The organism is Peptoclostridium litorale DSM 5388 (assembly GCF_900141635.1).
Taxonomy (GTDB): Bacteria; Bacillota; Clostridia; order Peptostreptococcales; family Peptostreptococcaceae; genus Peptoclostridium; species Peptoclostridium litorale.
Genome location: NZ_FSRH01000002.1, coordinates 106,013 through 128,418, shown reverse-complemented (window position 1 = coordinate 128,418; position 22,406 = coordinate 106,013). Strand labels below are relative to the sequence as shown.

Genomic DNA, 22,406 nt, shown 5'->3' with positions numbered 1-22,406 from the left:
TTATCTTAAAACCAAAACCGGAACCTTGGAGTGATGGACAATTTTATTTGTCACGCTTCCGAGCAGGAACCTTCTTGTGGCGCTAAGACCATGTGTACAGATTATTATCATGTCAAAATTTTCATCTTCGCAAATATCGAGTATTATTTCGCTGGGATTTCCAAATGCAACTCTAGTTGTAACTTGTATATCTGCGTATTTGAAATTTGACTTTACCTCTTCGACTATCCTGGTTCCTTTGGACATGTCGGATTCTGCGGAAGTGAAATCTGCTTGCACGTTAAGAATTACTATTTCAGATTTGAAGCCTTGCGCGAGAAGTTTGGCTGCGGATATAGCGTTTGTGCAGGGTTCTAGATTGTCCACAGGCAATAGAATTTTTTTTATTGATTTCATTTGGGTGTCCTCCTCGGTTTTATTTTGATTTGAAGTGTTTGAATAGCTGGATTTAATTAGTAGATACCAATAAAGTGAATGACTAAAACATGTAGAGCATAATAAACTTAAAACAAGCGCTTTTGTGACAGAAAGTTCTATTTTTGATATAATTACAAATAAAGATTTCATAGCATTTAAATGGGATATAAGATGGATGTTGGGTATTTTTCACATTATGAATATAATATATAGACACAAAGGATGGAGATGAAATTGAATAAATTTTTCATTGTGAGACACGGACAGACTGAATGGAATATTCAAAAAAAGACTCAGGGACAACAAAATTCCAGTCTTGCTGAAATAGGAATAGAGCAGACACAAAAACTTGCAAAAAGGCTTCAAAGCTTCGATGTTGACTATATATACAGTAGTGACTTGGGAAGGACTATTGAGACATCGAATATAATATCATCTCATTTGGACAAGGAGATAATGCTCGACAAAGGGCTTAGAGAGATTAACTTTGGCGACTGGGAAGGGCTCACTATAAATGCTATAAGGGAAAAATACTCAGACATATATAAAGTTTGGAGGACAAAGCCTCAAGAAGCCCAAATTCCGGGGGCGGAAAATTTGCTTCAGGCGAGAAAGCGAATAATGGACTGCATTTCAAATATAAATGAACAGCATGACAACGCCAATATACTTCTGGTATCTCATGGAATGATAATAAAAATACTTCTTGTTAGTCTTTTGGGGGCGGAGCTTTCAAATATATACAAGATAAAACAGGGCAATACTTCGCTCAATGTTATAGAATACAGGGATTATGGTCCTGTTATAATGAGAGTTAATGATACGACGCATTTGGAGGAAAAATAGTTGAAAAAAAGTGAGGTTATAGTTATAGGAGCGGGTCCTGCCGGCATGATGGCAGCAATTGCGGCCGCGCAAAATGGGAAAAAGGTACTTCTTTTGGAAGGCACTTCACAGCTGGGAAAAAAACTCAGCATTACTGGAGGCGGAAGATGTAACGTTACAAATGCAAGGGACATATCCGATTTTTTTGATAAGGTGGTTAGAAATCATAAATTTTTATACACTCCGTTTTACAGCTTTACAAATGAAATGCTCATGGATTTTTTTATGAATGAAGGGGTTGACCTTCAAATTGAAGAAGATATGAAAGTGTATCCTAAAAGCCACAGCTCAAAAGATGTAATAGAGGCAATGCAAAGGGTCTTGGAAAGAAGTGGCGTACAGGTTTTAAAATCTGCAAAGGTAAGTGATATAAAGCTGAAAAGTGGAAAGGCAATCTCAGCAATACTGGAGAATGGAGCCGAATGCTTTGCGGACAGCATAATAGTTGCAACAGGAGGAAAAAGCTATCCCCATACGGGATCAGACGGCAGCATGTTTGATGTTATTAAGAGAATGGGGCATTTTGTGCAGCTTATATATCCAGCCCTTTCACCGCTTCTCATAAGGGAAAGCTGGGTCAAGGGGCTTTCGGGGATTTCGCTTGAAGCCCATATGGATATTTCACATGCAGGCAGAATGGTATATTCAAATAGAGGAGATCTTTTGTTCACACATTTTGGACTCAGCGGACCATTGGCTCTTTGTGCATCTAGTTATATTAACAGATGTTTTGCAAATGGAGATGTGGAAATTAGTATTGACTTTGCACCTGATAGCAGTGCGAGTGACATATCAGGACTTATAAGGGAGCATCCAAACAAGGCCATATGGAACAATCTGAAAGAGCTGCTTCCGGTATCGCTTATGAAGGAACTGCTGTCATATTTGGATATAAATGATCTTCCAAACAACTTGAAAAAGGTTGACGAGGAACGAATAGTAAATGCTATAAAGAAATCAAAACTCTCATGCAGCGGAATTATGGACATAAAAGTAGCCACAGTCACTTCTGGAGGTGTAAAGACTTCTGAAATCGATCCCCATACAATGAGATCCAAACTTGTGGAAAATGTTTTATTTGCAGGAGAGGTAATAGATGTGGATGCTTTGACTGGAGGGTATAATCTTCAAATAGCTTTTTCAACAGGATATGTTGCAGGAATTAACGCTTAACAAAGGAGTGGAATTACAATTGAAAAATACAGTTATAGCAATAGATGGGCCGGCTGGATCAGGAAAGAGCACCATAGCTAAAATAATAGCAAACATGCTGGGATATATATATATAGATACTGGCGCCATGTATAGGGCAATCACATATAAGGCAGTAAAAATGGATGTGGATCCAGATGACGAAAATGGAATAGTTGATATAGTACGGTCTTCTGATATAGATTTTTCAGACGGTAAGATTCTGCTCGATGGCGAAGACATAAGCGAGCAGATTAGAATGCCCGTAGTAAATGAAAGGGTTTCTAAAATTGCAAGCATAAAGGATGTCAGGCTTATGATGGTAGACCTTCAAAGAAAGATAGCTGGAAAACACAATGTGGTTATGGACGGAAGGGATATAGGTACTCATGTATTTCCAGATGCAAAGTACAAGTTTTATGTGGAGGCGGACATTGTTGAAAGGGCTAAAAGAAGGCACCTTGAAATGGTGGAGAAAGGATATGAAATCAAGCTTTCAAGTGTCATAGAGGACTTGAGTGAAAGAGACAGGCAGGACAGAACCAGGGAGTTTGCACCTTTGGTTAAGGCTGAAGATGCTATAGCTATAGACACGACAACGAAAAACATAGAGCAGGTTACTCAGGACATATTACACTATATCAGGCGAGGTGACAAAAATGAAAATTGAAGTGGCTGAATTTGCGGGATTTTGTTTTGGAGTCAAAAGAGCTATGGACATGGCCTGGAAAGAGCTTGAAAATGCAAAAGAAAATATATATTCATTGGGACAGCTTATACACAATACCCAGGCGGTGGGCAAGTACAAGGAAAAAGGCCTCAAGGTGATAGACGCGGTAGAAGGAAAAATATCGGGGAGTATAATAATCAGGTCGCATGGAGTGTCGCTGGATGTATATAATGCATTAAAAGAACAGAACGTCAGCATAGTAGATGCCACTTGTCCGTTTGTAAAAAAAATACAGGATATAGTATACAAAAGTTTTTCTGAAGGGAAAGCAATAGTCATAGTGGGAAACCCTAAACACCCGGAAGTCATAGGTATAAATGGATGGTGTAAAAATAGCGCTAAAATAGTAAAGACAATAGATGATATTGAAAGTTACAGCTGGGATGATAGTGAATACTCTGTAGTGGCTCAAACTACAATGAATATAGACCAATATGAACACATAAAGAAAAAGCTTACTGCAACGGTGGATCATATCGAATTTCACAACACAATATGTCTTGCGACGAAGGAAAGACAGGATGCATCAAAAATCCTTTCAAAAAAGGCCCAGGCGATGATAGTCATAGGAGGATATCATAGCTCTAATACTCAAAAGCTGACTGAAATATGCAGTCAGAACTGCCCGACATTCCATGTGGAGACAAAAGAGGAACTGGATATGAGCTTGATAAGCAGCTATTCGCATTTGGGAATAACAGCAGGGGCATCCACTCCTGATTGGATAATAACAGAAGTAGTTGAATATATACAGGAAAATTCAAAATAAATCTAGGGGGTAATAATATGCGGGACTATGAACTTTTTAAGGATAAGGTGCATCATAAGACTGGAATAAACCTGTCATTATACAAAGAAAAACAGATGAAAAGAAGGCTTTCGTCACTTGCGAATAGAAACGGATATGACGATTTCGGAAGCTATTTCAAGGCGATAGATACTGACAAGGAACTATTCAATGAATTTATAAACTATCTTACCATAAATGTATCTGAATTTTACAGGAATCCGGACCAGTGGAAAGTAGTTGAAAGTGAAATACTCCCACAACTGCTGAAAAACAAAAAAAGCCTAAAGATATGGAGTGCCGCCTGCTCGACAGGAGAGGAGCCATATTCTATGGTTATGCTATTGAGCAAATTCATGCCGCTAAACAAGATAAAGATAATAGCTACTGATATCGATCAAGAGGCAATAAACAAGGCTAAAAATGGAGTATATCAAGAAAAAAGTTTAAAAAATCTCCCTAAAAATTTTATTGACGATTATTTTATAGGAAAAGATGGTATATATCAGGTGAAGGATGAAATCAAACAAAGAGTTGAATTCAAAAAACATAACCTCTTAAAAGACAAGTATTTTGATGGCTGCGATCTCATAGTGTGCAGAAATGTACTTATATACTTCACAGAAGAGGCGAAAGCTGAAATATATAAAAACTTCAGCAGTTCGCTAAATGATGAGGGATATTTGTTTGTTGGAAGCACAGAGCAGATAATAATGCCAAACAAGTACAACTTGAAATCTCTTAAAACTTTTTTCTATGGGAAAACACAGTGAAAATAGAGGAACTTTGAATTCTATGTAGAACTATTTTAATTAGGGAAGGGATTAGTCATTTTCGCATATGCAGTAAAAATTATAATAATCAAATAAAAGGGGGATCAGAAAAATGGAAGTATTAAAAGTTTCATCAAAATCCAATCCAAATTCTGTAGCAGGGGCTTTAGCAGGGGTTTTAAGGGAAAGGGGTTCAGCTGAAATTCAGGCAATAGGTGCAGGAGCCTTGAATCAGGCTGTAAAAGCTGTTGCGATAGCAAGAGGATTCGTTGCACCAAGCGGAATGGATCTTATATGTATACCGGCTTTTACGGATGTAGAAATTGATGGCGAGGAAAGGACTGCAATAAAGCTCATAATAGAGCCAAGATAAAGTTCATAAACAATTATGCACTTAAAGGAAACATATTTCAAAAATATGTTTCCTTTTTTATTGTGCTGAAATTATCTACAATTTGCGCTTTTGTGACAAGAACATTTAAAATATGCTTTTGGGGTGTCGAAATTTAATTTACTTAAATTAGGTTTTCAATTTGTCTTATTAAATATATAATATAAATAAGGCGTTTAAGGTATAGATTAAATGGATAGGTGGTATCGGTATATGAATGGTAAAAGTTTAAGCATATTATCTAATGCACTGGATTATTATTGGAATAGAAATAAATTGATAAATTCAAACATAGCAAATGTAAACACCCCAAACTATAAAAGAAAAGATGTTTCATTTGCGAAAGTCCTCGAAAAAACAGATAATGGGACTATTGAGGGATATGTTACCGATAAAAAACATATTAGAATTAATGATGTAGAGCCTTCCAAAATTTATGAAAATAACAGCTCGGATTCAGTAAAAACAAGAATGGATGGGAATAATGTAGACTTGGATATAGAAAATGCGGAACTTGCAAAAAACACTATAGGATACAACACTACTGTAGACCAAATAACAAATCACTTTAGAAGGATGAAAAGCGTAATAGGTGAAGGGAGGAGGTAAGTATGGGTCTTTTCAATGGCATAAATACGAGTGGTTCTGCACTCTCTTCTGAAAGACTTAGGATGGATGTAATATCGAAAAACATAGCGAATGCAAATACTACAAAGACTGAAAATGGAATGCCATATAGAAGGCAGGTCGTTGTGGTTAAATCTGCAACTGGAAAAAAGTTTAGTGACTATATGGATGTACATACGGGAAATGGTAAAACAGATGCTGACTCTTCAAGGGTTGAAGTAGACAAGATAATAGAAGACAAGTCACCTTTTGAAAAAAAATATAATCCAGGGCATCCGGATGCGGACAGTGAAGGGTACGTACTCACATCAAATGTAAATGTAGTGAAAGAGATGGTTGACATGATAACTGCAATGAGGGCATATGAGGCCAATGTCACTTCACTTAACAATACGAAATCGATGATGTTAAAGGCCTTGGAAATTTCAAAATAAAAGGAGTGTAGAATTTGCAGATAAGAGGGTTTGACAGTTTTGCAAATGCGACGGCAATCCAGAATAAAAAAAATGATTTGGGCGGTAATTTTAAAGAGGCATTTATTAATGCTCTGTATTCCGCAAGCGAGCTTGAACAGAAACAGGAAAGTCTAAGAGTGGATTTTGTAAATGGAGAACTTGAAAACATGCATGATCTCACAATAGCAACGCAAAAGGCTGATATAGCTATACAGACTGTAGCGGAAGTTAGGAACAAAGTAATTGATGCATATAAAGAAATAATGAGAATGCAAATATAACATGAGGTGTATAAATTGGGGGAATTTTTCTCGAAAATAAAGGATAGTACAACAAATTTTATTAATAAATACAGCAAAAAACAAAAAACAGTATTTATAGCAGGATCTTTTTTTATTGTGCTGATACTGACACTCTCGATATTTTACGTTACAAGACCTGAGTACGTTGTTTTATACAAAGATTTAAAACCCGAAGAAACAGGGAATATGACCAAAAACCTTGACGAACTGGGTGTCAAATACAAGATACAGGATGAGAGTACAATACTTGTATCGCAGGAAGATGTAAGCAGGGCGAGAATAGACCTTTCCATGAAAGGAATACCTTCTCCGAAATTTTCATATGAAGACATGTTGAATAGGAATAATATTTTTCTAAGCAAAGAAGAAAAAGAACAGGCGTTTAACATGGCTCTTCAAAATAGCCTGGTACAGGACATAGAATCCATGCCTGGAATTGAAAGTGCAATTGTAAATCTTAGCATTCCTCAAAAAAGTGATTTCATACTTTCTGAAAACAAGGAAAAGGTCAAAGCTGCAGTTTGGATAAAAACAGACCCGAAGGAAGAGTTTGGAATTGACAGGATAAACGGTATAGCTACGTTTATAGCTAATTCGGTAGAGGGCTTGGAAGAAGAAAACGTAACAATACACGACTCCAGCGGAAAAGTTCTAAATGGGAGCGAGAAAGAGGAGGATTCTCTTTCGAACAATCAAATAGAGCTTCAAGAGGAGGTTAAAAACAAACTGCAATCTAGCCTTATGGAATTTTTAGGACCGGCATACGGGTATTCCAATGTATCCATAATGGCAAGCATAAGACTGGGCTTTGACTCAAATGTAATTGAGTCTAAGACTTTTAACACCCCTATAGAAGGAGAAGAGAACGGACTTGTAAGAAGCAGCCAGGAAAAGTCGTCAAATTCCTCTCAGGATGGAACTGGAGGAGCGGCAGGTACTCCGACTAATACTGATGACATAGAGCAGTATGTGGAAGGAGAGCAGGCGTCAAATTCATTCTTTGAAAATGAAAAAATTGTAAATTATGAGCTCAATGAGACTATACAAAAGATAGAAAAGGCCAAAGGCCAGATAGAGGAAGTAACAGTAGGAATAATAATAAACAGTGACATACTAGAAGGCAACGAGCTTGACGATGAACAGAGAAAACAGATACAAAAGATAGTTTCTACAGCAGTAGGGCTTAATGCAAAAGCCGTAGAAATATATGCGAGACCGTTCGATAACAGCATAGAAAAAATGTTTGAAGCCCGTTCGGAAAATGCTGATGAAGGCATGCCGGTATGGATGATTGTTCTTGTGGGAGCTTTGATTATAATACCGCTTGTTGTAATGCTGGCAGTATTTATAAGAAGAAGAAATGAAAAGCGTAATGAAATAGAAAATGAACCGTTTGCAATGATTGATATTCCAGAAGAAGAAATAAAGGAACTGGAAGTGGATATAAAAGATTCGGGATACAAAAAGAGCATAGAATCACTTATAGATAGAAATCCTGAAATCGCTTCACAACTTTTGAAAAGTTGGCTTAATGAAGAGTAGGGGGAGTATTAATGGGAAAGTCCAACAAAAAACAAATGGATATCACAGGGAAACAAAAGGCGGCGATACTTTTGATAACGCTTGGTCCGGAGTATTCGGCGAGGATATTCAGAAACTTATCTGAAGATGAAATAGAGGAACTCACTCTTGAAATTGCCAACATAAAAAAAGTGGAGCCAGAGCTCAAGGACCAGGTGCTTGAGGAATTTTATGAAATATGTCTGGCCCAAGAATATATATCTGAAGGTGGCATAAATTACGCACAGGAAGTGCTTGAAAAGGCACTTGGAAATGACAAGGCTATAGAAGTGATAGGAAGACTTACGGCATCACTTCAAGTTAGACCGTTTGATTTTGCCAGAAAGGCTGATCCATCACAGCTTATGAACTTTATACAAAATGAGCATCCTCAGACGATTGCGCTAATACTGTCGCATATTGACAATGACAAGGCGGCGCAAATAATATCGGGACTTTCTCAGGAAAAGCAGTCGGAAGTCGCAAAGAGAATTGCTACGATGGATAGGACTTATCCTGAGATGATAAAAGAAATTGAGTCTGTGCTTGAGGACAAGCTGTCGAACATAGTGACTCAGGATTATACAAAAGCTGGCGGAGTTCAAGATGTAGTCGACATACTAAACTCTGTCGACCGAGGAACAGAAAAGAGAATTATGGAAAATCTTGAGATGTCAGATCCAGAATTGGCAGATGAGATAAAGAGAAGAATGTTCCTGTTTGAAGATATAATAAACCTAGACAGTACAGCGATACAAAGGTTTATACGTGAAGTTGACAATAACGAGCTTGCAGTGGCGCTTAAAGGAGCTACGCAGGAAGTCGGAGAAGTCATATTTACAAACATGTCAAAGCGTATGTCTGAGATGATAAAAGAGGACATGGACTTTATGGGACCTGTTAGGCTTAGGGATGTAGAAGAGGCACAGCAGAAAATTGTCAATATAATAAGAAAGCTTGAAGATCAAGGCGAGATAATCATATCTAGAGGTGGAGGAGATGAGCTGATTGTATAGAGTGATAAAGTCTGATTTTGTCAATCTCAGCAAGCCCAAGGTCATTTCCATACAAAGAGGTTCATCAAAGATAGATGCCGCAGCAAATTGCGATGCAGATATTGTGCAAGGAAATATAGAAGCTACGGCAAAGCCAAGTGAGAGTGCGGTAAGAGATGAAGTTTCGGAGAAGTTCTATGAACTTCTTCGAGAAAAAGAAAGTTTTTTGAAAATAATGCAAAGAGAAAAGGAGATCATGCAGCTTGAAAAAGAAAGATTAGAAGAAGAAAAAAGAGCTGCAGATACAAAAAAAGCAGAGGCAAATAGAATATATGAAATTGAAAAACAAAAAGGGTATGGCGAAGGGTTTCAAAACGGATATGACGAAGGCAAAAAAACATATGAGGCTTTAATAGATGAGGCAATCAGTTTAAAGAAAAACATAGAGCAACAAAAAAAGAGTGAAATAGAATCTCTTGAAGTCGAGATAGTTGGAATTGTAATTGAAAGCATTGAAAAAATAATTGATAAAAAACTTAGCGAAAATGATGAGATGATATTGAATATTCTGAAAAAGGGCCTGGAGAGGCTTTCATATGCAGAAGACATAGTAGTCAGAGCTAAGGGCGAATATGCAGAGCTTTTTAGGAGCAACAAGGACAAGATAATGCTCTATTCAAACGGTATAAAAGATATAAAAGTGAGGCAGGATGATTCACTTGGAAAGGGAGAAGTTATAGTTGAAACATCTTCTGGGACGGTGGATTCAAGTGTAGGAACGCAAATCGGAATAATAAAGAGGAAATTTATGGATTTGCTTGAAAGTGGAGGATAAAATTGTCTATAGATATTAAAAAATATACATATGCACTCAGAAAACTTGATACAGTAAGATATTCCGGAAGGGTCTGCAAGATAGTGGGACTTACAATAGAGTCGAAAGGGCCAGCCGGCAAACTTGGGGAAATATGCTATATATATCCTATAGATTCTAAAGATCCAATACTTTCAGAAGTTGTTGGATTTAAAGATGGAAATGTAATACTTATGCCTCTTGGGGAAATGGACGGAATAGGACCGGGAAGCATTGTTGTCGCCAGCGGGAAAAGCATGGAAGTGAAAGTGGGAGAAGCGCTGCTGGGAAGGGTTTTAGATGGATTGGGAAACGTAATTGATGGAGAATATATATCAGATGAAGAGCTAAGCAATTATCCTGTAATGAACCCCCCCCCAAACCCTCTTAAGAGGAAAAAAATTGAAACAGCGCTTCCTCTTGGAGTTAAAGCCATAGATGGAATACTCAGCTGCGGAAAAGGGCAGCGTATAGGTATATTTGCGGGTTCCGGAGTGGGAAAGTCAACCATGCTTGGAATGGTAGCAAGAAATACAAAAGCAGATATAAATGTCATAGCGCTGATTGGAGAAAGAGGCAGGGAGGTCAGGGAATTTATAGAAAACGACTTGAAAAAGGAAGGTCTTGAAAGATCTATACTTGTAGTTGCAACTTCTGACCAGCCGCCGCTTATACGTATGAAGGGAGCCCTTTTGGCCACATCCATAGCTGAATACTTCAGGGACAAGGGAATGGATGTAATGCTCATGATGGATTCTCTAACGCGTTTTTCGATGGCTCAAAGAGAAGTAGGACTTGCGGTGGGAGAGCCACCCGTGACGAAAGGTTATACGCCTTCTGTGTTTGCCGTTCTTCCAAAGCTTTTGGAACGAGCAGGCAATTCTGACAAGGGTTCTATAACGGGCCTTTATACCGTATTGGTTGATGGAGACGATATGAATGAGCCGATAGCAGATGCTGTAAGAGGTATCCTTGACGGTCACATAGTTCTCTCGAGAAGCATAGCAAATAAGAACCATTATCCTGCCATCGATATACTCTCAAGTGTCAGCAGGGTTATGCCGGCGATAACTGACGATAATCACAAGACTGCGGCAAAAAGACTTAGAGATGTACTTGCTACATACAAAGAAGCTGAAGATCTCATAAATATAGGAGTCTATTCAAAGGGAACAAACAGCAAAATAGACTATGCAATAGACAAGATAGATGACATAAATTCGTTCTTACGTCAGGGAACGGGAGAACATTTTGAATATGAAGAAGCCCTGAACTTACTGGTTGGCATATTTAGTTGATAGGGGGTGTTTTGAGATGATTCAAAAATTTAAATTTCAAAAGATACTGGATATAAAAGAAAAGCTTGAGGACAATAAAAAGAATGAAGTTGCCATTGCGTCGAAAGACTTGAGAAGCATAGAAAATGAACTCTCAAGCATGGAAAGCTTCAAGGCGAAAAAGCAGATTGAGCTTGAGACTATGCTTTCACAAGGGTCTTCGATATTAAATATAAAGAATATGAATGGCTTTATCGATAACATAGATGACAAGATAAAATACCTTAAAAAAGCTTTTATAGAGTGTGAAATTAAATTCGATCAAAAAAAGACTGAATACATGGATATTATGAAGGAAAGAAAGTCATTTGAATCTTTAAAGGAAAAGCACATGATTGAACTCAAGAATTATCAGAAACAGCAAGAGGACAAGTTTGTAGACCAAATGAATTCATATAGAAGCAGAAGGATTACATAGGAGGCTAAAATGAATGAAGTAGTTGACACTTCCAAAGATGAAAAAAATAAAAAAAGAAAATTAATTTTTATAGCGATTCCAGCAGCACTTTTAATGGTTGTGTTGGTTACGTTTTTCATACTGTATACATTCAATCCAAAGATAAAAAATTATGCAAATGAGCTCTTTAAAAAGGTTCCTGTGGTATCGGGACTCATGGAAAAAAACAAAGATAAAAAAGAATCGCAAGGTCAGACCCAGCAGGAAGTGGAAGAGCAAAAGAGGACTTTGGCAAAATACTATGTTTCTTTGGATATGGACAGGACTGTCGACAAATTGATGCTTTTGAAAAATCAGGACAAAAATTTTTACAGGGAAATGATCCAGCTAATGAGAGAGGTAGACAGCAATTATACTCAGGGAATAATCCAGGAAATAGGCATGAAAGAGATGAAAAAAGATACATTCAAAAGTGAAATAGAAAACATGAACATGGAGAAGATAGAGGAAAAGAGTGAACTCGCAAAAAATTACTCGAAACTTGGAATTTATGAAACGGTTAAAAATATGGAAGACAAGATCATGGCTTTAGAAATTGACAGTGAATATGCTGCTGGAGTGCTAGAACTCTTAAAGTCAGCATATTGTGCAAGAGTGCTTTACTATATGGATTTTGAAATTGCGGATGCGATAAAGTCACATTTAAATCAGGATTTTTTAAAAGATGTTGAAAGGGAAATGCTTTCATATCAAAACTTTTTAAATAAAATGAAAGGCAAGGCAAGTGAATACGACGGAAAGGACTATAAAGAAGCACAAAAGCAGCTTTCGAATGAAGAAGCTTATTCAAGGGAGGAAGTTGCAAACATAATGCTTTTCTTAGATCCTATGCAGGCAGGGAAAATACTATCTGAATTTGAAGATGAAGATTATAAAAATGAAGTAATTAAAGAACTTGCGGAATTAAAAAAGCTAAATGAGCAGGACAATATGCAGGACATATATGTTATGATTAATATAATGAGCGAATATAGGGACAGAGTCTTGGAACTCACGAAAACATACAAGACTATGAAGCCGAAACAGGTGGCGGATATAGCAAATCAAATGACGAGTTCAAACCAAATATACAAGGAATACATTGTAGGAACTGAAAAGGTGAAAATAACAGAAGAAGAACTTCTTATAGACATACTTGACAATCTGGAGCCTAAGTTTTTATCAAAAATGTTCGTGGAACTTGGAATTTCAAAATCAGCAGAACTCACAAGAAAAATGGGTTTGCCCAATCAGGAGGTATAGATATGAATATGATGCCTGTTGAAAACCTGTTAAGGGTTTCAAATAAAAACAGTCCAAACAAAAAGACAAATGAATTTTCTAACAAGAAGGACGACGATAAAAGTTTTAAAGACATTATAAATGAAAAAAATCGACCTGAGGAAGAAAGAAAACCTGAAAGAAAAAAGCCTGAAGAAACAAGAATAGAGAAGAAAACTGAAAAAAAAGAAAAGCCAAATGACAAAGTTGAAGAGGGGAAAAATCACACTGGTTCAGAAGCAGAAAACAATATGGATGAAAAACATATTGTTGTAAACGAGCCAGTGCAAACAAATAAAGAAATTAATGAGACACCGCTTCAAACCGAGGATGAAGTTTTGCTGGGACTGATGAATATAGATCAGGGAGAACTTGAAGTTCCAAAGGCCACAATACAAGATTTGGTAAATGCCTTGAGAGCTAAAGATTCGCTCGCTATTCAAAATGAAGATAGCACAACGCAAAACATTCAAACCGACGTACCCAAAGATGAAGACCTTGAAAAAATACTATTAGACCTCAATTTAGTATCAATAAAATCGGAGGAGACTGTTTCAAAGGAAGCTCTTAAAAAGGATATGTACAGCCAAAGGATTGTTGTAAATGAAGGGGCTGTAAAGGCTCAAAATGAAAATGAGCATAATCTAGATGAGAATGTTGCACAAGTTGATTTGAATCCTGAAACAAAGATTCCAAAAGAACAGGGACAAGCATCTGGATTCTTAGATGACATGGATAGCAAAAGCCAGCTCAACACACAAAAAGACGATGCAAAGGTTGAAGATATTGAGTTGGGGGACACGGTAGACAGCAATAGCTCAGGCTTTACAGGAAATTTGAAGAGTCAAGGGGCAAAAATTGAATCTGTACATATTAAGCCAGTGGAACAGGCCTTTCGAAGAGATGTGATGAGTCAGATAAGCGACAGAATAAAGGTCGAGTCTGCTGAAAACTTCAAATCTCTGGAGATAAATCTGGAACCAGAAAGTCTGGGAAAGGTGCTTCTTAGAATTGTGTCTGAAAACGGAACGCTTAGCGCAAAGATTATAACATCTAATGAAAAGGTTAAGGCTGCAATCGATGTGAACATGGAAGAGGTTAAAGAAACTCTCGCCCAGCAGGGAATAGACATAAAATCAATAGATGTCTCCGTGGATTCAGAGGGAAAGGGAGAAGGGTTTGAAGGCTTATTCAAGGGCCGAGGCAAATCGGGAAGAAAACCGAGTATCGGCACGGAACTCGGTTTGGACGAAATGAATTTTGAAGATGTAAATTTAAATGTTGCTGTAAATCCATATGATAATACAAAACAGGAGTTTAATTATTTGGCGTAGGGGTGATAAGATGAGTGTGAGTGGAATAGGAACAACAGGAACAACAAATACAAACGCAAGCAACGCAAATAAGAACGCTTTGACCGACAGCACCATGGGAAAAGATGAGTTTTTGAATTTGCTCGTTACACAGCTTAAAAACCAGGACCCCATGAATCCTATGCAGGATAAGGAGTTTATAGCGCAAATGGCGCAGTTCAGTTCTTTGGAGCAGATGCAGAATATGTCCAAAGTAACTGAAGAAGGATTTAAGGGCTTGACCGGCAAAATAAACGAAATGAACGAAAGTCAGAAACTGTCTGTTTTGGGAATAGACCAAATGCTTGGAGAGCTTAAGAAGCTGAGGGAAGAATTGGCAGAAGTCTTGGATATTGACAAAAGTGAAAATGAAAGCGAAGCGTAGCATAAAGCACATTAATTTAGCCAGTGCGAGAAAATCCAATAAGATGTAGGAGGTAGTCGTTATGATGAGATCTATGTATTCTGCAATTTCAGGGCTTAAAGCTCACCAGACTAAAATGGATGTAATAGGCAACAATATTGCAAATGTAAATACAATAGCATACAAGGGTTCGAGGGTTCAGTTCAAAGAGGTCTTTAGCCAAACGCTTAAAGGCGCTTCGTCTGCAGAAGGCGGCAAGGGCGGAAGCAATCCTATGCAGGTGGGGCTTGGAATAGATGTTTCGTCAATAGACAACTTCCAGACCATAGGATCTATTGAAAGGACTGAAATCCCAACCGATTTAATGATAGACGGCGAAGGCTTCTTTATGGTTTCGGACGACCCGAGCTTCAACAACAGGTACTACACGAGGGCGGGAAATTTCTCCATAGATGACAGTGGAAACCTTCTCTCGAGCGGAAGCTTGAAGGTTTTGGGATACAAGGTGAAAGACGGCACCATAGGGCCGGATGCCCAGCTTAACGATGAGATAGAAGGCCTTACAATATCAAAGGCCATGACATTCCCTGCAAAATGCACCGGCGAAAAAGGAAATACGACTGCCGACCCGACTGTAAAGTCGAACGCCAGGGATGTCAAATTCGAGGGCAACATAGACGCCAATACGGGGCTTGACGCCAAAATCAATGCCAAGGATACAACTGGCGATGGAAGCCCTAACGAATGGAGAATAAGCAAGTCGAGCTTTGTGGCAAGGCAGACAACATTTACAGTGTATGACGAAATGGGCGGAGAGCACATAGTCAAGATGAGCGTTAAAAGGACATTTAAAGACCCGCAGCCTACGCTGGATGGAGACGATTATCTGTTCACTGCAGATCCGGTATCGGTAGGAAATGTCATAGAGCCTAGCAAATGGAAGGTCGAGCTTGAACTTGTAGGAGACGATGGAGGACAGCTTGGAACGGGAAGTACGGAATTTGACTTGACATTCGATGAAGATGGTAATGTCTCGAGTGGAGATATGACTAACATAGTACTTACTGGACCTGGGGGAGCTGGAACTAAATTCCCTAATGGATCAGGGGACTTCAACTTCAACCTTTCATTCAAGGATGAAAAGGGCAATTCAACAATAACGCAGTCGGTTACAGAATCTTCGCTTTCGATTGAAGAGGTCGGCGGATACAAGCAGGGCGCTCTTGACGATTTTTCTATAGGCAAAAATGGAGAGATACAAGGTAATTTTACAAACGGCCAAAAATCGGTTCTTGGCAAGCTTGTGCTGGCGAAATTCAAAAACCCTTCAGGGCTTGAGAAGGTATCTTCAAATATGTACACTGAAACAGCAAACTCTGGAATAGCAATACAGGGGTTTGCTGGAAGCAATGGATTTGGAGAGACCCAGGCGGGAGCGCTTGAGATGTCGAATATAGACCTTGGTAGGGAGTTTACTAATATGATACAGACTCAAAGAGGTTTTCAGGCTAACTCGAGGATAATAAACACAACTGACCAGATGCTTGAAGAACTCATAAACCTAAAAAGATAATATTTAAGGAGACGGCATGATTAAGATTACAAGGTTTAACGGCGAGGAATTTGTGGTTAATTGCGATATGATAGAGACGATGGAAGAAACTCCTGACACGGTGATAACTCTTACAAATGGCCATAAATTCCTAGCAAGGGAAAATGTTGATGAAATCATAGAAAAAGTGGTGAGATTCAAAAAAAAAGTATATTCGCCAGCAATAGACATAGAGAAAGAGGTGTAGCGTTTGGATATAGCAAGCGTTGCGGGGATACTATCGGGATTCATACTAATAATCCTTTCGATAGTTACAAGTGGTGATATCGGGGGCTTTATAAACATACCTTCGATACTGGTCGTAGTAGGAGGAACTATTGCAGGAACACTTGTTGCATACCCGCTCCCGAAGTTTTTGGAAATAATGAAAATAGCTCAAAAGGCATTTCAATACAAAAATAAGAACATGAGCGTAGTAATAGATGAAGTGAACGATCTTGCCAACAAGGCGAGAAAAGAGGGGCTGCTGTCCCTTGAAGAGGCATCTGAGAATATAAATGATGATTTCTTGAAAAAAGGTATAATGCTTGTTGTGGATGGAACGGACCCCGAACTTGTAAAAACCCTGCTTGAAACCGAAGTCGATTTTATAGCAGAAAGACATGGAATAGGTCAGGAAGTATTTGAGGCCATGGGTGCATATGCGCCGGCTTTTGGTATGATAGGAACACTCATAGGGCTTGTAAATATGCTTGCCTCGCTTGATGATCCATCGACCATAGGACCTTCTATGGCGGTAGCTCTTATAACTACGTTTTACGGTTCGGTTCTAGCAAATCTTATATTCCTTCCACTTGCAAAAAAACTGAAGTTTAAAAGTGGAGAGGAAATACTTGAAAAGCAGATAATACTTGAGGGATTGCTGTCCATACAGGCAGGAGAAAACCCAAGGATAATTGACGAAAAGCTTAAGGCATTCCTGTCGCCGTCTAAAAGACAAGCTGTTGCTTCAGCAGATATGGCTGCAAAAGTAGGAGAGGCGTAATGGGCAGAAGAAAGAAGAATGAATCTTCATCAGGTGGTGCACCTGAATGGATGACTACATATTCAGACCTTGTAACACTGCTACTTTGCTTTTTTGTTCTTCTATTTGCATTTTCTACTACTGATGCTCAAAAATTTCAAACCATAATGGAGTCGCTGCAGGGATCTCTTGGAATTCTTGAAGGAGGAAAAACCATAGATCAGATACCGGTAATCCCATCTGAAGGAAGCACTGAAGAGATTCCAATGGATTTGAAATATGAGCAGATGGCAGCTAATATAGAAGACTATATAGAAAAAAATGGACTTGAGGATAGTATCGACGTATTAAATGAAAAAGTTGGAATTATACTGAGGTTTAATGAAAATATTCTATTTGATTCAGGAAAGGCAGATTTAAAGGCTGAGGCAAGGACTATGCTTATTCATATAACGGAACTCCTTGACTCGGATGAAGTGAAAACAAGAGGCATAAGGGTAGAGGGACATACTGATAATGATCCTATATACAGCTCAAAATATCCCACAAACTGGGAGCTTTCGGTTTCCAGGGCGTGCAATGTGGTGAGATTTTTAATAGAAGATATGGGAATAGACTCAAGGAGACTTTCTGCAGCAGGCTATAGTGAGTATCATCCGGTAGCACAAAACGATACGATTGAAAACAAGGCTAAAAACAGAAGAGTTGATATACTTATCTTAAAATAGGTGTTATGAAAAAATGTATGTTTTGGGAGGATGCTTTTTGTAATGAAGAAGATAGTGTTTTTTTCAATAATAGGAGTTTTAATATCCGCACTTGTGTTTGGCGGTGTGGCGTATTTTATGGTTTTTTCAAAGGGAGCAGAAAAAAAGAAAGAGATCATAAATTATGAAGTGGGAGAATTTTCTACAAATTTGAGCGATACAAGACATTTTTTTAAAGGAAAGATAACAATAGGGATAACAAACAAGAAGGAGCTTAAGACTTTGGATGAAAGCAAAGTTGCCCTTAGGGATGGTATACTTTCAATACTTATTCAGCAAAAGCCGGAAGACATGGTAAGCGCAGCTGGAATGGATGCAATAAAGGAAGAATTAAAGAAAAATATAGGCGAAAATGTTGACATACAGTCTATAGAGGAGATATATTTTACTGATTATATTGTTCAATAAAAAGGGGTGCAGCAGTTGTCTGAAATTTTATCGCAAGGCGAAATAGACTCGCTGTTAGAAGCGCTTAGTGCAGGGGAAGTCGACGTCAAAGAAATAAAGGAAGAAACAGAAAAAAAAGTTAAGAAATATGACTTTAAAGTTCCTAAAAAGCTTGCAAAGGATCAGCTGAGAACCCTGCATATGATGTATGAAAATTTTGCAAGACTTCTCAACACTTTTTTTTCTGGATATTTGAGAACCTATGTGCAAATGGACATACTTTCGGTTGAAGAGCTTTCTTATTATGAGTTCAGCAATTCGATATCAAACCCTGCTATGCTTGCTATAGTTGATTTTGCACCTCTTCCTGGCGAGATGATACTGGAGATTTCAAATAGACTATGTTTTTCGATAATAGACAGGATACTCGGCGGAGATGGAGGTTATGATGTAGGGACAAGGTCGTTTACTGAAATAGAAGTGACCATATTAAAGAAGCTTGTCAGTCAGATTGCAGGACTTTTTATAGAACCTTGGGAAAATGTAATTGAACTTGAGCCCAAGCTGAACAAGATAGAAACGAACTCTCAGTTTGCTCAAATTATTTCTCCGAATGAAACCGTGGCTCTTATCACAATAAAGGCGAAAATTGGAGAGACGGAGGGGCTTGTGAATATTTGTATGCCTCACTTGCTTTTGGAGCCGATTCTTCCGAAGCTTAGTACGAAATTTTGGTTTTCAAATAACACAAAGAAAATTACTTCTGAAGAAGAAAATCTACTGAAGGGGAATTTGAAAAAAGCAGCAGTAGAGGTCGCGTGTATTATAGGAGAAACATTTATAACTGTTGAGGATTTTTTACTTCTACAGGAGGGTGATGTGGTGACTCTTGAAAAAGATACTGATGATTTTCTAGAGGTCAGAGTGGGAGAAAGGACTAAATATTTAGGCAAGCCTGGAAAGATGAATAAGAACCTGGCTGTCAAAATAACACAAGTCATTGAAGAAGGTGATAACGAATATGATGAATGATATGCTTTCGCAAGAAGAAATTGATGCTCTACTTAGAGGTTCTTCAGCAGAAGAAGATGAAATTGTTGAAGAACTGGATAGTATGGAAAAGGATGCAATAGGGGAAATTGGAAACATAAACATGGGCAGTTCGGCAACAACCCTTTCGACCATACTTGGAAAGAGGGTTGATATAACTACCCCTACTGTTGATGTTATTAATGTGACGGAAATAGCAGACGAACATCCGGTTCCGTATATAATGGTTAAAGTAGGCTACAGAGAAGGGTTAAACGGCATGAACATGCTCATACTTAAAGAAGTGGATGTCAAGGTGATAGCTTCTTTAATGATGGGGGGAGATGGACAGACAGACATTCCAGACGAACTAAGCGAGATACATCTTAGCGCTATAAGTGAGGCTATGAACCAGATGGTGGGTTCATCGTCGACGTCGCTTTCAGAGATGATTTCAAAGAAAATTGACATATTACCGCCTGAAGTCTTTAGGATGGACTTTGCTAATGGTGGTTTTGATCCGGAGATATTTGAATCCCAAAATAGAGCAGTAAGGGTTTCGTTCAGAATGACAATAGAAAACCTCATTGATAGTAATATAATGCAGCTTATGCCTATTGACTTTGCAAAGAGTTTGGTTAATAATATGTTATATGGAAATGCTCAAGAACCTGCGATTCCTAGTGTGATGGATACAAGTGACGATTATGCCATGTTGAATGCTGATAGCATGGGCTTAAACGAAGTAGGCCCGAATGAGCTCGACTACTCAATGCAAAATACAAGTCCTCCTCAAATGAGTGCAATGCCGAATGTTCAGGTTAGGGAGCAGCCGGCTCAAAGGCAGCAGCAGTTCAATATAAACCCAGCTCAGTTTGAATCATTTGATCGCGGGATTCCAGCTCAACAAGAGCTGCCAGAAAATATAGAATTGATCAAAGACGTATTCTTAAAAGTCACAGTTGAACTTGGGCGAACGACCAGAAGCATAGATGAAATACTGTCTTTCGGTCCGGGCACTATAATTGAACTAGAAAAACTTGTAGGAGAAGCATTAGACATACTTGTAAATGGAAAAAAGATAGCTAAAGGAGAGGTAGTAGTAATTGATGAAAACTATGGCATAAGAATTACTGATATACTGAAAACTAGCAAGAGATTAAGTTCACTTTAATCTCAATTACATTAAATTTGTGGAATAATTCAAAGGAGGAGTATAAGGATATGGGAAAGGCGATTTTATTGGTTGATGATGCTGCATTTATGCGAATGATGATAAAGGATATACTTACTAAGAACGGATATGACGTGGTAGGCGAAGCTGAAAATGGTTTTAAAGCAATTGAAAAGTTCAAGGAACTTTCGCCAGACTTGGTTATAATGGACATAACAATGCCGGAGATGGACGGAATACAGGCTGTTAAGGCTATAAGGGAAGTAAATGGCGATGCGAAAATAATAATGTGTTCAGCTATGGGACAGCAGGCCATGGTTATAGAAGCTATACAGTCAGGTGCCAGAGATTTCATAGTGAAGCCTTTTCAGGCGGATAGGATATTGGAGTCGGTTAAAAAGGTTATTGGATAGAAGTGGATATTATAACTGGAATAATTAAAATTTTGGGTTATTTTGCTATATTTGCAATAATATTATTTTTGGCGCATTACACGTCAAAATTTGTTGCCATGAAAAAAATAGGAGCTAAGTCCGGTGGAGAAATAACTGTAAAAGAACGGGTCTTTTTAAATAAAGACAAAGAGCTTGTCGTAGTTTCTCTAAAGGACAAGGAGTATCTTATTGGAGTTAGCCAAAGCAGATTCGATGTGATTGATTCATTTGAAAATAAGGATGATATTGATGAAAAGAAGATATAAAGTATTGATGGGAATCATTTTGGCTGGCGCGATCCTTGGCTTGGGAAATTGTTTTGCTGAAAACACATATCCAAACGTCTCTCTTGAAGTGGGAGGGACGCAGGATCCAAGAGCTTTGTCAAATTCAATAGAAATAATACTTATATTTACAATATTGTCTCTATTGCCATCCATAATTATTATGACAACGGCTTTTACCAGGGTCATAATAATATTATCCTTTTTAAAAAGTGCTGTTGGGATACAGCAAAACCTTCCAGGACAGATTGTACTTGGACTTTCATTATTCATAACATTCTTCATAATGGCGCCAACGGGCGAAATAGTTTATGAAGATTCAATCAAGCCATATATGGCAGAAGAGGTTACTCAAGAAGAGGCTTTTACCAAAGCGATGGTTCCGATGAGGGATTTCATGCTTAAGCAAACCAGAGAAAAGGACATAGTGCTGTTTGCCGAAATGGCAAAGATGGATATGAGTGGAATGGAAAATGTTGGCGACATACCAAACAGGGTTTTGCTTCCGGCATTTATGATAAGTGAATTGAAATCAGGGTTTCAAATGGGGTTCATACTGTTTATACCATTTCTCATAATAGACATGGTGGTTGCAAGTACACTTATGTCCATGGGTATGATGATGCTTCCTCCGGTTATGATTTCACTTCCGTTTAAACTGCTATTGTTCATATTGGCAGATGGCTGGAATCTTGTAATAAAGTCAATCGTTATGGGATTCAAATAGGAGAGATACTATGAGTGTTAATGATGCGATAGGGCTTGGACAGCAGACACTTACGATGATTTTGCTTCTTTCGGCTCCAATGCTTATATTGGGACTGCTTGTAGGCTTGGCAGTAAGTATATTCCAGGCAACGACACAAATACAGGAGGCAACTCTTGCATTTGTACCTAAAATTGTTGCTGTACTTGGTGCGGTTGTAGTATTTGGGCCCTGGCTTATGTCTACGGCGGTAAGCTTTACCAAGAACTTGTTTTTAAATATGGATAAGTTTATAAAGTAATGAGTTGATTTT

Annotated in this window: 29 protein-coding genes; 28 read left to right on the top strand and 1 reads right to left on the bottom strand. The window is 38.2% G+C overall.

Annotated features, from left to right (window positions below):
- Positions 1-396, bottom strand: a complete 396-nt coding sequence (locus BUQ87_RS02340; RefSeq protein ID WP_038265152.1) for a universal stress protein — start codon at positions 394-396, stop codon at positions 1-3.
- Positions 397-651: 255 nt separating this feature from the next.
- Here BUQ87_RS02340 and BUQ87_RS02335 point away from each other — a divergent pair, with 255 nt between their 5' ends.
- From BUQ87_RS02335 to fliQ, 28 genes are all read left to right on the top strand, one after another.
- Positions 652-1,263 (top strand): histidine phosphatase family protein, encoded by a 612-nt coding sequence (locus tag BUQ87_RS02335; protein ID WP_038265154.1) that lies wholly within the window; start codon positions 652-654, stop codon positions 1,261-1,263.
- Positions 1,264-2,475, top strand: a complete 1,212-nt coding sequence (locus tag BUQ87_RS02330; protein ID WP_038265156.1) for a BaiN/RdsA family NAD(P)/FAD-dependent oxidoreductase — start codon at positions 1,264-1,266, stop codon at positions 2,473-2,475.
- A 19-nt stretch (positions 2,476-2,494) separates the two neighbouring features.
- Positions 2,495-3,163, top strand: a complete 669-nt coding sequence (cmk, locus tag BUQ87_RS02325; protein WP_038265554.1) for a (d)CMP kinase — start codon at positions 2,495-2,497, stop codon at positions 3,161-3,163.
- Positions 3,153-3,992: a 4-hydroxy-3-methylbut-2-enyl diphosphate reductase gene (gene ispH, locus BUQ87_RS02320; protein WP_038265159.1), complete on the top strand. Its 840-nt coding sequence runs from the start codon at positions 3,153-3,155 to the stop codon at positions 3,990-3,992. The genes cmk and ispH overlap by 11 nt, the downstream gene beginning before the upstream one ends.
- Before the next feature lie 17 nt (positions 3,993-4,009).
- A complete protein-coding gene (locus BUQ87_RS02315; RefSeq protein ID WP_038265162.1) occupies positions 4,010-4,783 on the top strand; it encodes a CheR family methyltransferase in 774 nt (257 codons plus the stop codon).
- 112 nt (positions 4,784-4,895) lie between these two features.
- The gene (locus BUQ87_RS02310) at positions 4,896-5,156 is read left to right on the top strand and encodes a stage V sporulation protein S (protein ID WP_038265164.1); all 261 of its coding nucleotides are present in this window, start codon (positions 4,896-4,898) and stop codon (positions 5,154-5,156) included.
- 231 nt (positions 5,157-5,387) lie between these two features.
- Positions 5,388-5,783: a flagellar basal body rod protein FlgB gene (gene flgB, locus BUQ87_RS02305; protein WP_038265165.1), complete on the top strand. Its 396-nt coding sequence runs from the start codon at positions 5,388-5,390 to the stop codon at positions 5,781-5,783.
- Positions 5,784-5,785: 2 nt separating this feature from the next.
- Entirely contained in the window at positions 5,786-6,235 is a 450-nt protein-coding gene (gene flgC, locus BUQ87_RS02300) for a flagellar basal body rod protein FlgC (protein WP_038265166.1), read from the top strand.
- Positions 6,236-6,249: 14 nt separating this feature from the next.
- The gene (gene fliE / locus BUQ87_RS02295) at positions 6,250-6,537 is read left to right on the top strand and encodes a flagellar hook-basal body complex protein FliE (RefSeq protein WP_038265172.1); all 288 of its coding nucleotides are present in this window, start codon (positions 6,250-6,252) and stop codon (positions 6,535-6,537) included.
- Positions 6,538-6,543: 6 nt separating this feature from the next.
- Positions 6,544-8,100, top strand: coding sequence for a flagellar basal-body MS-ring/collar protein FliF (fliF, locus tag BUQ87_RS02290; RefSeq protein WP_077216561.1), 1,557 nt, complete (start codon positions 6,544-6,546; stop codon positions 8,098-8,100).
- 11 nt (positions 8,101-8,111) lie between these two features.
- Positions 8,112-9,134 (top strand): flagellar motor switch protein FliG, encoded by a 1,023-nt coding sequence (gene fliG, locus BUQ87_RS02285; protein WP_038265182.1) that lies wholly within the window; start codon positions 8,112-8,114, stop codon positions 9,132-9,134.
- 1 nt (position 9,135) lies between these two features.
- The gene (locus BUQ87_RS02280) at positions 9,136-9,948 is read left to right on the top strand and encodes a FliH/SctL family protein (protein ID WP_242943766.1); all 813 of its coding nucleotides are present in this window, start codon (positions 9,136-9,138) and stop codon (positions 9,946-9,948) included.
- 2 nt (positions 9,949-9,950) lie between these two features.
- Positions 9,951-11,264, top strand: coding sequence for a flagellar protein export ATPase FliI (gene fliI, locus BUQ87_RS02275; protein WP_038265187.1), 1,314 nt, complete (start codon positions 9,951-9,953; stop codon positions 11,262-11,264).
- A gap of 16 nt (positions 11,265-11,280) precedes the next feature.
- Complete coding sequence (fliJ, locus tag BUQ87_RS02270; RefSeq protein ID WP_038265190.1) at positions 11,281-11,721, top strand: flagellar export protein FliJ; 441 nt, start codon at positions 11,281-11,283, stop codon at positions 11,719-11,721.
- A gap of 9 nt (positions 11,722-11,730) precedes the next feature.
- Positions 11,731-13,002, top strand: a complete 1,272-nt coding sequence (locus tag BUQ87_RS02265; protein WP_038265192.1) for a magnesium and cobalt transport protein CorA — start codon at positions 11,731-11,733, stop codon at positions 13,000-13,002.
- Between the two features lie 2 nt (positions 13,003-13,004).
- Positions 13,005-14,354, top strand: a complete 1,350-nt coding sequence (locus BUQ87_RS02260; protein WP_038265194.1) for a flagellar hook-length control protein FliK — start codon at positions 13,005-13,007, stop codon at positions 14,352-14,354.
- Positions 14,355-14,364: 10 nt separating this feature from the next.
- The gene (locus BUQ87_RS02255; protein WP_052636135.1) at positions 14,365-14,757 is read left to right on the top strand and encodes a flagellar hook assembly protein FlgD; all 393 of its coding nucleotides are present in this window, start codon (positions 14,365-14,367) and stop codon (positions 14,755-14,757) included.
- A 61-nt stretch (positions 14,758-14,818) separates the two neighbouring features.
- On the top strand, positions 14,819-16,309 hold the full coding sequence (locus BUQ87_RS02250; protein ID WP_038265196.1) for a flagellar hook protein FlgE: 1,491 nt from the start codon (positions 14,819-14,821) through the stop codon (positions 16,307-16,309).
- Positions 16,310-16,325: 16 nt separating this feature from the next.
- A complete protein-coding gene (locus BUQ87_RS02245) occupies positions 16,326-16,535 on the top strand; it encodes a flagellar FlbD family protein (RefSeq protein ID WP_038265197.1) in 210 nt (69 codons plus the stop codon).
- Between the two features lie 3 nt (positions 16,536-16,538).
- The gene (locus tag BUQ87_RS02240) at positions 16,539-17,333 is read left to right on the top strand and encodes a motility protein A (RefSeq protein ID WP_038265199.1); all 795 of its coding nucleotides are present in this window, start codon (positions 16,539-16,541) and stop codon (positions 17,331-17,333) included.
- On the top strand, positions 17,333-18,040 hold the full coding sequence (locus BUQ87_RS02235; protein WP_038265205.1) for a flagellar motor protein MotB: 708 nt from the start codon (positions 17,333-17,335) through the stop codon (positions 18,038-18,040). Before BUQ87_RS02240 ends, BUQ87_RS02235 begins: the two co-directional genes overlap by 1 nt.
- A gap of 42 nt (positions 18,041-18,082) precedes the next feature.
- Positions 18,083-18,487: a flagellar basal body-associated FliL family protein gene (locus tag BUQ87_RS02230; protein ID WP_038265207.1), complete on the top strand. Its 405-nt coding sequence runs from the start codon at positions 18,083-18,085 to the stop codon at positions 18,485-18,487.
- A gap of 15 nt (positions 18,488-18,502) precedes the next feature.
- Entirely contained in the window at positions 18,503-19,498 is a 996-nt protein-coding gene (fliM, locus tag BUQ87_RS02225; RefSeq protein WP_038265210.1) for a flagellar motor switch protein FliM, read from the top strand.
- Complete coding sequence (gene fliY / locus BUQ87_RS02220; protein ID WP_242943762.1) at positions 19,488-20,669, top strand: flagellar motor switch phosphatase FliY; 1,182 nt, start codon at positions 19,488-19,490, stop codon at positions 20,667-20,669. The genes fliM and fliY overlap by 11 nt, the downstream gene beginning before the upstream one ends.
- Positions 20,670-20,719: 50 nt before the next feature.
- Complete coding sequence (locus BUQ87_RS02215; RefSeq protein WP_038265214.1) at positions 20,720-21,082, top strand: response regulator; 363 nt, start codon at positions 20,720-20,722, stop codon at positions 21,080-21,082.
- Between the two features lie 2 nt (positions 21,083-21,084).
- Positions 21,085-21,369 carry a flagellar biosynthetic protein FliO gene (locus tag BUQ87_RS02210; RefSeq protein WP_038265217.1) on the top strand — a complete coding sequence of 95 codons (285 nt, stop codon included), beginning with the start codon at positions 21,085-21,087 and terminating at the stop codon, positions 21,367-21,369.
- Positions 21,370-21,388: 19 nt separating this feature from the next.
- Positions 21,389-22,114: a flagellar type III secretion system pore protein FliP gene (gene fliP / locus BUQ87_RS02205; RefSeq protein ID WP_242943761.1), complete on the top strand. Its 726-nt coding sequence runs from the start codon at positions 21,389-21,391 to the stop codon at positions 22,112-22,114.
- Positions 22,115-22,124: 10 nt separating this feature from the next.
- On the top strand, positions 22,125-22,394 hold the full coding sequence (gene fliQ, locus BUQ87_RS02200) for a flagellar biosynthesis protein FliQ (protein ID WP_038265219.1): 270 nt from the start codon (positions 22,125-22,127) through the stop codon (positions 22,392-22,394).
- Positions 22,395-22,406: the final 12 nt, after the last annotated feature.